The sequence below is a fragment of the Bartonella sp. CL435QHHD genome (assembly GCF_042195095.1).
GTDB lineage: Bacteria > Pseudomonadota > Alphaproteobacteria > Rhizobiales > Rhizobiaceae > Bartonella.
The window spans coordinates 79394-94753 of the sequence record NZ_JBHINS010000069.1 but is presented as its reverse complement, the minus strand read 5'-3'; the positions used below and the strand labels follow the sequence as shown (position 1 = coordinate 94753).

The window sequence follows — 15360 nt, the reverse complement described above, 5'->3', positions numbered from 1 at the left end:
TTTTAAACAAATTGTCCCATAAATAATTTGATTAAGAAAAAATCCTTTTATATGAGACTACAGTATTGATCTATGCTTTTGTATTATCAAAATGTACGCATAAAGAACTTCGAAGTTGGAAATACTCATGGAAAATTTACCGGTAGAAACAGCCTATCGTGTTCTTGCTCGTAAATATCGACCAAAAAACTTCTCTGACCTCATTGGTCAGGAAGCTATGGTGCGTACTCTCACCAACGCCTTTGAAAAAGGTCGTATTGCACAAGCGTGGATGTTAACAGGGATTCGTGGCGTAGGTAAAACCACAACAGCACGTATTTTGGCACGTGCGCTTAATTATAAAACAAAAGATATTGATCAACCAACAACCGTATTGGACTCTCTTGGAGAACATTGCACACAAATTATCGAAGGACGCCATATTGATGTTATAGAAATGGATGCCGCTTCTCATACGGGCATTGATGATATTCGTGAAATTATTGAACAAATACGCTATCGTCCTGTTTCTGCACGCTATAAGGTTTATATTATAGATGAAGTACATATGCTCTCAACACAAGCCTTTAATGGTTTATTGAAAACTCTTGAAGAACCACCGTCCCATGTGAAATTTATTTTTGCCACAACAGAAATTCGCAAAGTTCCTATTACAATTCTTTCGCGTTGCCAACGTTTTGATTTGCGACGTATTGAATCAAAAGCTTTGAGTGCACATTTGCGTCAAATTGCGAAATATGAAAAGGTAGAAGTAGAAGATCAAGCACTCTCTATGATTGCCCGTGCTGCAGAAGGATCAGCACGTGATGCATTATCCATTTTTGATCAAGCAATCGCCCATAGCAATGGCAATGTTAATGCTATTGCGGTGCGTACAATGTTAGGATTAGCGGATCAAGCACGTATCATTGATCTTTTTGAATTTATTATGAAGGGCGATGTTGTCAATGCGTTACATGAATTACGCAGTCAATATGAAGCAGGTGCTGATCCTCTTACTATATTGACAGAACTAGCCGATTTTAATCATCTGGTCACACGTTTACGTTTTACACCAGAAATAGTGGAAGATTTCTCTCTAACTGAAGAACAACGTTTAAGAAGTTTAGACTTTTCAAAAAAACTTTCCGTTCCTATTTTATCCCGAAACTGGCAAATGTTACTCAAAGGTTTACAGGAAGTTAATCAAACTGCACGTCCTCTTCAAGCCGCTGAAATGCTTTTAATTCGTCTTGCTCACACGGCTGACTTACCAACTCTTGATGAGGCTTTAAAAAAGCTTACGCAAGAAAAAACGCCTCTCACACTGGTTAAAAACTCTTCTCATCAAGAATCTACAAATGCAAATAATATAACAAAAGAAACAATGGTCGGAGCCCATGCTTCCTCGAGCGTTTCAAATACATTACCCGATCAATCAGATTTAAAAAGCTCTTTGAAAAACCAATTAGATCATTCCTTACAACCGGAAAATTTAGTTAAAAATCAAAACTATGACAAAATCAACGCCCAAGAAGTAACAGAAATTCTAGAAACTTCTCCATCTACTGATCTTTCTGAAAAGATTGTAAATTTATCGCATTCTGTCACGCAAACAACAGAAAAGATTACTGAACCTAAAACTCTCGTGATTAATTCTTTGCACGATATTGTTCAATTAGCCGAACAGCATAATGACACTCCTTTCAAACTCCTTATTAAAGAATTTGTTCATCCTGTTTCTTTTGAAGCTGGGCATATTACCTTAAGACTTTCTGAAAATACCCCACAATTTCTTGCTCATGATATAGAAAAAAAGATATCTCAATGGACAGAAAAACGCTGGACAATAACTTTTGTTAATGAAGGAGGTGGCCCAACCTTACAGGAGGAAAGTATAGCGATTCAAAAGACTCTTTTTTCTAATGCAGAAACAGATCCTGATATTGCGAAAATCCTCAATCATTTCCCAGAAGCAAAAATTGTCGATATTCGACTCAATAAAGAAGAAAATGATCTTGATTTACTCTCCAATACCTTTAAAAATGCTGATATTTTTAAAAATAAAAATGATATCAATGATGAATAAGGATACCTATTCCTATGCGTGAAATGATGAGCATGATGAAAAAAGCCAAAGAAATGCAAGAAAAAATGCAGAAGATTCAGGAGGAAATAGCTAATCTGCAAGCTGTGGGCACTGCAGGGGGTGGTCTCGTCAATATCACTTTAAATGGCAAAAATATTATAACAGCAATTCAAATTGATCCTTCATTACTCAAACCTGAAGAAGCTGAAATTCTTGAAGATCTCATTATGGCAGCTTATAATGAAGCAAGAACAAAAATCGAAGTTGCAATAGAAGAAAGAACCAAAAGTATAACGGCAGGGCTACCACTCCCATCAGGTTTCAAGCTTCCATTTTAATGAAACGGATTTTTTCCGTGGGACAAAAATATGTCTAAATACATTGCAGGACCTGAGATTGAACGTCTCATTCAGATTTTATCACGGTTACCAGGTCTTGGTCCACGTTCAGCGCGTCGTGCTGCGCTTCATCTTATCAAAAAAAAGGAGACATTGCTGGAGCCTTTGGGAGCGGCTATACAAGCAGCTATCGAAAAAGTCGGTATTTGTTCTGTTTGTGGAAATGTCGATACCATTGATCCTTGTTCAATTTGTACAGATTTGCGCCGCGATGATACAACAATCATCGTTGTTGAGGATATTGCTGATCTGTGGGCCCTTGAGCGCGCAAAAACTTTAGCCGCACGTTATCATGTGTTGGGTGGACGACTCTCCCCCTTAGATGGAATAGGTCCTGACGAACTCAACATTGCCACCTTAATACAGCGTGTTGTACAAAACCCTATTACGGAGATTATTCTTGCTGTCAATGCGACTGTCGAAGGTCAAACAACTGCTCACTATATCACTGATCAGCTTTCTAATTTTCCAGTTAAAATTACGCGACTTGCTCATGGTGTTCCTGTAGGAGGTGAGCTTGATTATCTTGATGATGGAACTTTAGCAGCAGCTGTACAAGCAAGAACAAATCTTTAAAACTTTTTCTTCTTAACCTTTAGCTCTTTAATGACGGGGGAATATTAAAATGATCAAGAAAAATCTCTCACTTTTAAACGACTTTGGTCCTGGTATTTTAGTATGTTTACTCATATCAGCCTTAGCTTATGGCTTAGAAGTTGTAGAAAAACAGTTTTTCACGGAAGCGTGGCTTGAAAGCCTTGTTTTGGCAATTCTTCTAGGATCAATTATCCGTAGTTGTTTTTCTTTGCCAACATATTTTCAAAAAGGTATCACCTTTTGTGCAAAAACACTTCTCGAAATTGCTATCGTTCTTCTAGGAGCAAGCATTAGCATTAACGCAGTCCTTTCAGCTGGCTGGAATTTGCTTGCTAGTATCATATTCGTGATATTCGTAACGATTATCCTGAGCTTTGCCATCGGCCGACTTTTCGGGCTTTCTACACATTTGGCAATGCTGGTCGCTTGTGGGAATGCTATTTGTGGCAATTCAGCTATTGTCGCCGTTGCACCTGTTATAAAAGCAAAACATGACGATGTAGCCGCGTCAATTGCCTTCACTGCTCTTTTAGGAATTCTTATTATTTTATTTCTACCCTTTTTACATCCATCTCTGAATTTGTCATTTAGCCAATATGGTGTGCTTGCTGGCATGGTTGTGTATGCTGTACCACAGGTTTTAGCAGCAACAGCACCTATCTCTTTTCTAAGTGTTCAAATTGCAACAATTGTCAAATTAGTACGGGTTCTCATGTTAGGCCCTGTTATTTTTACTCTATCAATCATTTATCGCCGATCAGCAGAAACACGCTTGCGTTTACATACCCTCGTCCCATGGTTTATCATTGGCTTTATTATCATGATGCTTGTTCGCTCAAGTGGTCTTATCCCTGAAAAGGCTATCAATCCCATCAAATTTATTGCCCAGTTGTTTACTGTTATCTCAATGGCTGCACTAGGATTAGGTGTTGATATCCGATCACTAAAAAAAGCAGGATGGCGCGTCATTTTGGCTTCAACCTGCTCCATAATTATTCTCGGTATTTGTAGCCTTATTATGATACAATTGAATGATTTAAATCATATAACATTTTAAAATGTGCATTGATTATTATTTTTTCAACGTAGTATGCAATCAACCCAAAGTCCTCATTATTATTAAAATCAGTTCTTTCATAAACCAGAAAAAGTTCTAAAATATTGCCCATTATTCTATACAAAAAATTGAAAGAGCTGATATTTAAGTGAAAACTGTCAATTTTGCTTTTCAGTCCATAATGATTTGCAACGGGGTAGTATCAAAATACGTAACTCATACAAAACAATACCATTTCTTTCATCTGCTCTCATTACGCTGAGGTTTTTATACAAAGACTGATAAAATATATTCTTATTTGGAAAAAATGTGAGGTCATGACTTTTCCTCTTTTAAATTACTTTTACTTACTATGTGATACAAGTGGCATCAACGTACTATTTGATAGCTTAAAAGTTGTGACAACCCTTACATTTAAATGATTCGTGAAAGGAGTTTTGATTCATACGCTAACTCCGCTTGTAATATACAAGCTAATAAATTTAATTGTTTCACCATAAGTAAATTTAAAATAAGAGAATCTTACAATACTCAAGGTACTCATTCAAAAAGTGAAATAATAAGGATTAAATTAACATCTCGTTCTATCTCATAAAAAGATATTGTTGCTTATTGGCACTAGTAACTTTCTTACAAATGAAATATCCGATAATGAAAAGATTAAAAATACAGCAGGACTTTTATTTATCGTTTTATTCAACTAAAATATTTTTATGCTTATCCTTGCTATAGATACTGCTTCAATTTATTGTGCTGTTGCGCTTATTCGTCATAAATCTGTTATTGCGCGTATCAATGAACGCATGAACAAAGGACATGCCGAAAAAATTATTGGGCAGATTACACAAATAATGAAACAAGCCAATATGACGCTTGATCAAGTTGAGCGTATTGCTGTCAATATTGGACCTGGATCATTTACTGGTGTACGTGTCGGTGTTGCAACAGCACGCGCTTTGGCATTAGCACTTGAAATACCAGCTGTTGGAGTGAGTGCTCTTGAAGCGTTAGCAGCACAAGTCATAAACAGTAAAAGTACAGTATCGGCAATTACTGTTGTCATTGAAGCAGGGAGAGGAATGTTCTACCATCAAAATTTTCATAATGATCTCACACCTTTGGGAGAGCCGGGATTAAAAACAATTGAAAATATCCTCGAAGATTTGCCCAAAAAAACCCGACTGACTGGCCCAGCTGCTGATGTCGTTATGGAACATATTAAAAACCATAAAATACACGAAAAAATTGTCCTAGAAAAAATCCCCTGCGAAGCGGCCGATATTGTAAACTATGCTTATCTTGCTGCAAACAAACAATCAAAAAATTCGCCTCGTCCACTCTATCTACGCAGCGCTGATGCAAAACAACAAACCAATTTTGCTTTGCCACAAAAAAAATAATGCCCAAATTTTCATTGACAAAAAAGATTTTTGGAATTGCTCCGCTACAAGTTAATGATAGTGCTTCTCTTCATCACATTCATCAACATTGTTTTACCCCTTCTTGGGAAAAACAAGCTTTTGATAATTTCTTAACAGATCACTCTATCTTCGGATACAAAGTTTTTCTCATTGATCGCTCTGATCAAATTTTAGGCTTTTGCCTATGCCGTCTCATCCTTGATGAAGCAGAAATCATCACAATTGCTGTTCATCCTCATTATCGTCAACAAGGAATTGGTACCTTTCTTATCGATCGTACAGTTCACCATCTTCACGACAAGGGCGCTATAAAATTATTCTTGGAAGTAGAAGCCACAAATCTTTCTGCTTTGAACCTTTATCAACGCTTTGAATTTCAAAAAATTTCTGAACGTCTTGCCTACTACGCGTCAAAAAATGGTCGTGGTGATGCAATTATCATGCAAAAAACTTTTAAGCAAATAGATTGAGATTTGTGTAAAAAACATTTACACATGCGCTATGAATAAAGTAAATCCTAAAAATACGCCTCCTGTTGCTCCTAAAAAGGTTTTTATCAAAACCTATGGATGTCAAATGAATGTTTATGATAGCCAACGGATGACTGATAGCCTCAGTTCGCAAGGCTATGTGACAACACAAATTCCCAATGATGCCGATCTTATTCTTGTTAATACCTGTCATATTCGTGAAAAAGCAGCAGAAAAACTTTATTCTGATCTTGGTCGTTTGCGCGTTATGCGTCAAGAGCGCACACCTGATAAACCCCTGATGGTTGGTGTAACAGGTTGTGTTGCACAAGCTGAGGGAAGTGAAATCTTGCGCCGTGCTCCAACAGTGGATCTTGTTATTGGTCCGCAAATGTATCATCGCTTGCCAGAATTGTTAGAAAAAGCAAAACAAGGAAAAAAAATTATCGAAACAGACTATGCTGTTGAAGATAAATTTGCTCATTTGCCGCCCCATAATAAACATGCGGTAAGAAAACGAGGTGTTAGCGCATTTTTAACAGTACAGGAAGGTTGCGATAAATTTTGCACTTTTTGTGTTGTTCCTTACACACGCGGTGCTGAAATATCACGGTCTGTCGAGCAAATTACCGAGGAAGCCCGCCAACTCATCGAAGCGGGTGTCAAAGAAATTACGCTGCTTGGACAAAATGTCAATGGTTGGCATGGACAAAGTGCTGATGGCAAAACTTGGCGTCTTGGCGATCTTCTTTATCATCTTGCAAAACTCAATGGTTTAAAGCGTTTGCGTTACACAACCAGCCACCCACGTGATATGGATGATAGCCTTATTGCCGCGCATCGAGATCTTGATATGTTAATGCCTTACCTCCATCTTCCTGTTCAATCAGGTTCAGATCGCATCTTAAAAGCCATGAACAGACAACACAAAAGCTCTCATTATCTTCATCTTATCGAAAAAATTCGAAACGCACGGCCAGATATTGCCTTTTCAGGCGATTTTATTGTAGGGTTTCCAGGAGAAACAGATGAAGACTTTGAAGAAACCATTAAACTTATTCAACAAGTACAGTACAGTTCAGCTTATTCTTTTAAATATTCCCCCCGTCCTGGAACAGTGGGAGCCACAATGAAAAATCATGTTGATGAATCTGTAAAAGATTCCCGACTTCAACATTTACAAGCCCTTCTCCTTGAGCAACAAAATGCGTTTTTGCGTTCTAAAATTGATCAAAAAACGAACGTTCTCATCGAAAAACCTGGACGTCACTCAGGGCAAATGGTAGGGCGTTCCCCTTGGCTTTTACCTGTTGTTGTCGATACAGAAGCCTCTACAGGTAGCGTGATAGAAATTCATATTAAAAATGCAAGCTCAAACAGTTTTGTTGGTGAAGTGACAAATAGATAAACATGCCTCTAACACCTTGTTCAAAAATAAATATTTTTGAAAACTCTTTTATTTTAAAAGAAAATGATTACATCTAAAGCGTGCACTTTTTGTAAAAATTGTCTTTTATAAAGTTTACTTAACAAAATGTGCAATATTTATGTAGATATGGAGAATAGGCTGAAAGCTTCAACCGAAAAAATAAAGCGTATTAAAGAAAAAGTAAATATGTCCCTTGAAAAGGCTGATACCTTGAAACAAACAAGCGCTTCAGATCTGAGCCAAGTTGTTTTGATTTTCGAAAATAATAAATATGCAAAAGCAGTTTTTGGTAAATTTGACGAAAATCTCGCTTATATCGAAAAAAAACTCGAACTTAGTATTCATCCGCGTGGTAATGAAGTCTTAATCCGTGGAAATATTTCTGTTATAAAACATGCGCAATATGTATTGCAGCAGCTTTATGAACGTGCCAAAACACATCAAGAGCTCACTTTATCAGATATAAAAGGAGCGATTGCTATGGCAAATATACCAAAGAAGCAGAAAGAAGACACAATAACACACAAATCTGCAACGAAACGTATACCAGCACGGTTGAGTACCCATAAAAAAATAATTCATGCAAGAACTCCAACACAAGACGCTTACATAAGCGCTATGGAGCATACTGAACTTGTGTTTGGTGTAGGACCAGCAGGAACAGGAAAAACGTATCTTGCTGTTGCTCATGCTGCAATGCTTCTAGAACGTGGTATCATTGAGCGAATTATTCTCTCACGTCCAGCTGTTGAAGCTGGAGAACATCTTGGTTTTCTTCCCGGTGATCTCAAAGAAAAAGTCGACCCATATTTACGACCACTTTATGATGCTCTTTATGATATGATGCCCGCTGAAAAAATAGAACGCATTTTAGCTTCTGGTGTCATAGAAATTGCTCCTCTCGCCTTTATGCGCGGACGAACACTTGCCCATGCTGCTGTTATTCTTGATGAGGCACAAAATACTACCCCCATGCAAATGAAGATGTTCCTCACACGTCTTGGAGAAGGAACGCGTATGATTGTTACCGGTGACGTAAGCCAAATTGATTTGCCTACAGGGCAAAAATCAGGTCTCATTGAAGCAATTCGCATTCTTTCAAATGTAGAAAATATTGCAATTGTGCATTTTGATGAAAAAGATGTTGTACGCCACCCACTTGTTGCTGCTATCGTTCGTGCTTATGATCGTGATTCCGAAATACAAAATAAAAAAAAATCATTCGCATGCGATGCATTAAAAAATGAATTTGATTCGTCATGATTATTATTGATATAATGATTAAAAGCGCAGGGTGGAATGATGAGAAAATGCTTTATAATATCACTGAAAAAGCATTAATGGCAACTATGCATCATGTTTCATTGGAAAATGTTGTAAGCGAGATTAGCCTGCTTTTTACGGATGATGAACATATGGCACAAATCAATGCACAATGGCGCAACAAAAACAAATCCACTAATGTATTATCCTTTCCTGCTTTTCCACTTAAAGCTGGAAATCAACCTGGTCCCATGCTCGGTGATATTATTATTGCCCGAGAAACTGTTGTTTTCGAAGCAGAGAACGAAGGAAAAACATTTCAAGATCATTTAACGCATATGATTGTTCATGGTATCTTACATCTGCTTGGTTATGACCATGAAACTGATGATGAAGCATATAAAATGGAAAAGCTCGAAAGAGAAATTCTTCAAAAGCTTTCCATAAAAGATCCTTACGCATAATTGTCTATCAATGATAAAATTTAACTTTTAAAATCAATATTACCAGCATACCATTTAAAGCCTCTTATTTATCTGTTATAAAAAGAAAGTCTAAAAGATTTCAAAACCATGGCAAACAAAATAAATGCACAAAATAATAGTCAAGCATCTTCTAATAATGAAAAAGACCCCTCTCAACAGACGAATCATACAGAGAAATATTCCCTGATGAATCATTTATTTTCATTCTTACGGGGTCGTAATTGTGCATCTACGTCACTGCGCGATGATCTTACCGTTGCACTCACGACTAACAATGAAAAAGATACCGCCCTCTTCTCACCTGAAGAACGTACTATGCTGCATAACATTTTACGCTTACGTGAAGCACGCGTGGATGATGTTATGATACCTCGTTCTGAAATCGAAGCATTAGAAATAAACACCTCTCTTGGAGAAACCCTTCAATGTTTTGCAAAAATTGGTCATTCTCGTATACCCGTTTATGCTGAAACTTTAGATGATCCGCGCGGCATGATCCATATCCGCGATATTCTTAACTACATCACTCGCTTTATTATCAACCCAACAAAAACCGAACAAAAATCCGATTTGCTTCAATTAAACCATACAGACTTGCATACTCCAATCGGTGAATTGGATTTGATCCGAACAGTTCTCTTTGTTCCCAGTTCTATGCTTGCGAGCAAATTATTAACACGGATGCAAACTACACGAACTCAAATGGCTTTAGTTATTGATGAACATGGAGGAACAGATGGTCTCGTTTCAATGGAAGATATTGTTGAGTTAGTCGTTGGGGATATCGAAGATGAACATGATAATGTCGACAATGCTATCGTACGTGAACCAAATAATAAATGGCTCGTTGATGCAAGAACTGAACTAGAAGATGTGGAGAAAGCTCTTGGTCCTGATTTTATCGTAGGGGAATATGGTGATGAAGTTGATACTATTGGTGGTTTGATCGTCTCCATTCTTGATCGCATTCCTGCTAAAGGTGAAATTGTCGAAGCTGTACCTGGCTATAGATTTCGTATTTTAGAAGCTGATAAACGCCGGATTAAACGATTGCGCATTTTTCGCATTCCCAAAAATGAGAATCTTGAGAACAATGCCATCCCTAAAGAATAGTCCAGCGTTTTTAAACAATTTCATCGTTTTTTTGTTCTCTGTTACAGGCTGGAAGCGCCAAGCATGGATATTTCTGTGTGGTGCTCTTACTTCTTTTGCACTTCCACCCTTTTATTTAACACCTCTTTGCTTTTTAACTTTCCCTCTCTTTATTGTTTTACTTGACTCAATACGGGCCACCAAAAACAATAAAAAACATTTTTTTACTTACGCTTTAAGCTGTGGAACCTTTGGTTTTAGTTATTTTATTTGCGGCCTTTGGTGGCTATGCAATGCTTTGTTAACAGATCCAGATTCTTTTGGTTGGGCAGTCCCATTAGCCATTTTATTCCCTCCACTCTACCTTTCTCTTTATTGGTTTTTTTCTGGTTTCATTGTCGGTTTATTATGGACAAAAGGAATAGCACGCTTTTTTGTTTTAGCCTTTGCATTAGGATTATCCGAGTGGTTGCGTGCGTTTTTATTCACAGGATTTCCATGGAATTCTCTTGGCTATACAGCCATGCCAACCCCAATGTTCATGCAATCTGATGCAATCGTAGGACTTTACGGAATGAATATTCTTGCTGTATTAGCCTACAGTTTGCCAACTGTTTTATTAACGAATGAAAAAAAGAAAGTGGCACTTTCTCTTTGCTTATCACTTATATTCATTCACTGTAGTTTTGGGTTTTATCGTCTTCATACTATAGAAAACACAGCTGAAGATCAAAAAAGTGCTTATTGGGTGCGTATTGTTCAACCGTCCATCCAACAAAATATAAAATTGCGTGATAATACACGAGAAGCTATGTTGGAAGCGCATATGAAGCTAAGTGCAACACCAACAACCGATCAAAATTCAGAACCCGATTTTATCATATGGCCGGAAGCTTCCGTTCCTTACCTTCTTTATGATAACTCATCTATCACAATGCGCATTGCCTCTCTTTTAAAACCTAAACAATGGGCTATTATCGGAGCAATACGCGCCAGCAATGATCTACCTCATTCCCAAACACAATATTTTAATACAATTGCAGTCATTAATGCTCAAGGTAATATTTTAAATACCTCCGATAAACTTCATTTGGTTCCTTTTGGTGAGTATCTTCCTTATCAGAATTTATTGAAAAAAATTGGATTGCGTACCCTTGCCGATAATATTGGTGGATATAGTACTGCAAGTGTGCGCAAAATTGTTACAATGCCAAACGGATTTTCTTATCTACCCTTAATTTGTTATGAAGCAATATTTCCCCATGAAATGACTTTTCAAGGCTCCCCGCCTCAAGCAATTATTAATATTACAAATGATGCATGGTTTGGTGTAACACCTGGACCCTATCAACATCTTCAACAAGCACAGCTTCGTGCCGTTGAACTGGGAATCCCCCTCATACGGGCAGCCAATAATGGCATATCAGCTGTTATTGATTCTTATGGACGAATCGTTGTAGCTCTTCGACAAAATGCTGTGGGCATTATTGATTCACAAGTTCCATCATCCATTACCCCTATAGGAAGCAATGAATACAGAACTTTCTCTACTTTTATCTTATTCATCCTTATGCTATTGTGTCGTGTTGGTTTTGGTTCTACAAAACAGCTTAAATGATTCAAGTGCCCTTTGTACGGCATTATGTTGCGTGTACCAGTAGTATTGGGAAAAAATATTACATATTGTTTTAATTATATGATAAATCAGCTTCGCATAAATATGATGTTGATTTAGAAGAAAAGTGCTGGAAATAAAGAGTTGCATTATGACCGAAACTAGAAAAAAACCTGACCCTATAGATATCTATGTTGGAACTCGTATCCGTTTACGTCGTAATATTTTAGGACTCACTCAAGAGAAACTAGGTGAAAAATTAGGAATTACTTTTCAGCAAATCCAAAAATATGAAAAAGGAACAAACCGTATTGGTGCCAGTCGTCTTCAAGCGATAGCAGAAATTATGGATGTTCCTGTTTCTTACTTTTTTGATAAAGGTATTACCTCCCAACAAGTAGAGGGTTTTGCCGAAAGTGATCACAATTTTATAGACTTTTGTTCTAGCAGCGAAGGGATTCAGCTCATGCGCGCTTTTACAAATATATCTGATGCTAAAGTGCGTCGAAAAATTATTGACTTGGCAAAAGCACTTTCTGAGGAAGATGTGACAAATAAGTTATAAATTAAAATTATATCTTTTCTCTTTTATTCATATAAATTTGCATTGACGATTTGCTACAGAATTAGCAAATGGTAGCGACTTTAGTAAGCAATTAATTAAATCGTTGGTTTTCTTTTTTGAAGGAGTTCCTATGCCGCATCAAGATTATCTTTTTACGAGCGAATCGGTATCGGAAGGACATCCTGATAAAATTTGTGATCGTATTTCCGATGAAATCGTTGATATGATCTATAAAGAAGCTGAAAAGACTGGTACTGATCCATGGTTAGTACGCGTTGCCTGTGAAACTCTCGTCAGTGTCAACCGTGTTGTTATCGCTGGTGAAGTACGTGTTCCCGATACGCTATTAAAAAAAGATAAAAATAAAGAATTCATCTACGATGAAACTAGCTTTCCACTCATTAATCCTACACGTTTTCGTACAGCAGCGCGCCGTGCTATTCGTACCATTGGCTATGAACAAGCAGGATTCCATTGGAAAACTGTTAAAATTGATGTTCTTTTGCGCCCCCAATCAGCTGATATAGCAAGAGGGGTTGATAATGCTACGGATCGGCACGGTGAAGAAGGAGCAGGTGATCAAGGCATCATGTTTGGATATGCTTGCCGTGAAACACCTGATCTCATGCCTGCACCAATTTATTATGCGCATAAAATTCTCAAACTTCTTGCCGCAGCCCGACATAAAGGAGAGGGAGAAACTGGAAAATTAGGACCAGATGCTAAAAGCCAAATAACCATACGCTATAAAAATGGAAAACCAATAGAGGTCACATCCATCGTTCTTTCAACGCAGCACCTTGATGAAAGCTGGGATTCCAATAAAGTACGTACAGTGGTTGAGCCTTACATTCGCCAAGCTTTACATGACATTCCCATTGCAGCTCAATGCAGTTGGTATATTAACCCAACAGGAAAATTTGTTATTGGAGGACCTCAAAGCGATGCCGGATTAACGGGACGCAAAATTATTGTGGATACTTACGGAGGTGCAGCACCCCATGGAGGCGGTGCTTTTTCAGGAAAAGATACAACAAAAGTTGATCGTTCTGCTGCCTATGCGGCACGCTATCTGGCTAAGAATATTGTTGCTGCTCATTTAGCAGAGAGATGCACCATTCAACTCTCCTATGCAATTGGTATTGCACAACCTTTATCTATTTATCTTAATCTTCATGGAACAGGAAAAGTCGATGAAAAAGTTATTGAAGCAGCCATCCGCAAAATAATGGACCTTTCACCTACCGGCATTCGAAAACATCTTGACCTCAATAAACCTATTTATGCAAAAACAGCTGCCTATGGTCACTTTGGTCGTAAACCAAAAAACGATGGTTCGTTTTCATGGGAAAAAACTGATCTCGTGAAAACGCTTCAAACAATGATCCAAATCCCATGATTAAACATAATATACGTAAGAGTGAAGCATTTTTTGGACGCCGACAAGGAAAACAACTTCGAAACAGTCAGCTTACACGTATAAAAATGCTTCTCCCCAATTTTAATATTGATTTAAATGTTCCTCCTCCTTCAAACCTTACATCCTTATTTTCAAGCAAAGTAAGAGAAATTCGACTTGAAATCGGCTTTGGTGGAGGTGAACATTTACTTCATGAAATGGAATATTTTCCAAAAACCGGTTTTATCGGCGTCGAGCCCTTTATCAATGGCATGGCAAAAATATTGTTGTCTCTTGAACAGCATCAAAACCATCAAAATCGTCTTCGCCTCTATAATGATGATGCTACACGCCTCCTTGATTGGCTCCCTGATAACTCGCTTGATGGAATAGACCTCTTCTATCCTGATCCTTGGCCGAAAAAGAAACACTGGAAACGACGTTTCATCAACATAAAAAATCTTAACCGTTTTGCTCGTGTTCTTAAAATAGGGAAATTTTTTCGCTTTGCTAGCGATATAGACAGTTATGTAAACTGGACTTTGTACCATTGTGCACAACATGATCACTTTGAATGGAAAGCAGAAAGCCCTCAAGACTGGAAACTCCCTTATCCACTATGGAGTGGAACCCGCTATGAAGCAAAAGCTTTACGCGAAGGACGAACGCCTGCCTATCTTACCTTTATCAAGAAATAAATGATCAAGCGCTTTTCTCATAAACAACTTGAAAAATTTTGAATTTAAGAGTATCAATAGTTAAATTCTTGGTCTTATGATGAAGAGTGGGCCGTTGGACCCGCTCTTTTTTAATATCATAAAACTGATGAAAACAACTTGGATAAAATGTATGAACGAAGCTGAAAAAATAAGCAATCTTGACGAACCGCGCTTGTTTGAAGAAGAGGGTATCGAAGCACAGGTTGCTGCTCTTGTCATACCACTACTTAAACCTTTAGGTTTTCGTTTGGTTCGTGTAAAACTCCTTGGTCAAAATGGTTTAACACTTCAAATTATGGTTGAACGTGCCGATGGTTCTATGACCATAGAAGATTGTGAAACTGTTAGTCGAACTGTTTCCCCACTCCTTGATGTCCAAAATGTTATTGAACGCAAATATCATTTAGAAATCTCATCACCTGGAATTGATCGTCCATTGGTAAGAAAATCTGATTTTTTTCATTGGCAAGGGCATCTTGCAAAAATTGAAACAAAAATAATAATTGATGGGCGCCGAAAATTTCGCGGGACACTTACAAATATCACGCAAGATGGATTTATTTTAAACACTGATAAAGCTGCTTATGGAGAAGCCATGTATACCCCTATTTCCTTTTGTGATATCATAAATGCACATTTAGTGCTTACCGATGAGCTTATTCGCGATGCATTGAAACAAAATAAAGATTTAAGTCAACAATTCATTGCCGAAGAGAACGCTAACGACTCTATACAGACGCTCAATTTCAAAAAATAATATCACAGGGGAATACCCATCGTGT

15 protein-coding genes are annotated in these 15360 nt (G+C 37.6%); all 15 read left to right on the top strand.

The features are described from left to right. Positions 1-127 precede the first annotated feature (127 nt). Positions 128-2068, top strand: a complete 1941-nt coding sequence (locus ACFILH_RS05540; RefSeq protein ID WP_273790575.1) for a DNA polymerase III subunit gamma/tau — start codon at positions 128-130, stop codon at positions 2066-2068. A gap of 14 nt (positions 2069-2082) precedes the next feature. Continuing rightward, on the top strand, positions 2083-2406 hold the full coding sequence (locus tag ACFILH_RS05535; protein ID WP_375667479.1) for a YbaB/EbfC family nucleoid-associated protein: 324 nt from the start codon (positions 2083-2085) through the stop codon (positions 2404-2406). A 30-nt stretch (positions 2407-2436) separates the two neighbouring features. Further along, the gene (gene recR, locus ACFILH_RS05530; protein WP_273790577.1) at positions 2437-3042 is read left to right on the top strand and encodes a recombination mediator RecR; all 606 of its coding nucleotides are present in this window, start codon (positions 2437-2439) and stop codon (positions 3040-3042) included. Between the two features lie 49 nt (positions 3043-3091). After that, the gene (locus ACFILH_RS05525; protein WP_273790578.1) at positions 3092-4120 is read left to right on the top strand and encodes a YeiH family protein; all 1029 of its coding nucleotides are present in this window, start codon (positions 3092-3094) and stop codon (positions 4118-4120) included. Positions 4121-4833: 713 nt separating this feature from the next. Next, positions 4834-5520, top strand: a complete 687-nt coding sequence (gene tsaB, locus ACFILH_RS05520; RefSeq protein WP_375631069.1) for a tRNA (adenosine(37)-N6)-threonylcarbamoyltransferase complex dimerization subunit type 1 TsaB — start codon at positions 4834-4836, stop codon at positions 5518-5520. After that, the gene (gene rimI, locus ACFILH_RS05515; protein WP_375667478.1) at positions 5520-6011 is read left to right on the top strand and encodes a ribosomal protein S18-alanine N-acetyltransferase; all 492 of its coding nucleotides are present in this window, start codon (positions 5520-5522) and stop codon (positions 6009-6011) included. The genes tsaB and rimI overlap by 1 nt, the downstream gene beginning before the upstream one ends. 31 nt (positions 6012-6042) lie before the next feature. Beyond that, positions 6043-7419 (top strand): tRNA (N6-isopentenyl adenosine(37)-C2)-methylthiotransferase MiaB, encoded by a 1377-nt coding sequence (gene miaB, locus ACFILH_RS05510; RefSeq protein ID WP_375631070.1) that lies wholly within the window; start codon positions 6043-6045, stop codon positions 7417-7419. Positions 7420-7578: 159 nt separating this feature from the next. Then, positions 7579-8703, top strand: coding sequence for a PhoH family protein (locus ACFILH_RS05505; protein ID WP_375659980.1), 1125 nt, complete (start codon positions 7579-7581; stop codon positions 8701-8703). Further along, positions 8700-9167, top strand: coding sequence for an rRNA maturation RNase YbeY (gene ybeY / locus ACFILH_RS05500; RefSeq protein WP_375631071.1), 468 nt, complete (start codon positions 8700-8702; stop codon positions 9165-9167). The genes ACFILH_RS05505 and ybeY overlap by 4 nt, the downstream gene beginning before the upstream one ends. Positions 9168-9275: 108 nt before the next feature. After that, entirely contained in the window at positions 9276-10301 is a 1026-nt protein-coding gene (locus tag ACFILH_RS05495; protein ID WP_273790583.1) for a hemolysin family protein, read from the top strand. Further along, positions 10264-11898: an apolipoprotein N-acyltransferase gene (gene lnt / locus ACFILH_RS05490; RefSeq protein ID WP_375667476.1), complete on the top strand. Its 1635-nt coding sequence runs from the start codon at positions 10264-10266 to the stop codon at positions 11896-11898. The genes ACFILH_RS05495 and lnt overlap by 38 nt, the downstream gene beginning before the upstream one ends. 148 nt (positions 11899-12046) lie before the next feature. Next, positions 12047-12460, top strand: a complete 414-nt coding sequence (locus tag ACFILH_RS05485; RefSeq protein WP_273790585.1) for a helix-turn-helix domain-containing protein — start codon at positions 12047-12049, stop codon at positions 12458-12460. A 130-nt stretch (positions 12461-12590) separates the two neighbouring features. Continuing rightward, a complete protein-coding gene (gene metK, locus ACFILH_RS05480) occupies positions 12591-13859 on the top strand; it encodes a methionine adenosyltransferase (RefSeq protein WP_273790586.1) in 1269 nt (422 codons plus the stop codon). Further along, the gene (locus tag ACFILH_RS05475; RefSeq protein ID WP_375631073.1) at positions 13856-14557 is read left to right on the top strand and encodes a tRNA (guanine(46)-N(7))-methyltransferase TrmB; all 702 of its coding nucleotides are present in this window, start codon (positions 13856-13858) and stop codon (positions 14555-14557) included. Before metK ends, ACFILH_RS05475 begins: the two co-directional genes overlap by 4 nt. 127 nt (positions 14558-14684) lie before the next feature. Further along, positions 14685-15335, top strand: a complete 651-nt coding sequence (gene rimP, locus ACFILH_RS05470; protein WP_273790647.1) for a ribosome maturation factor RimP — start codon at positions 14685-14687, stop codon at positions 15333-15335. The last annotated feature ends 25 nt before the right edge of the window (positions 15336-15360 follow it).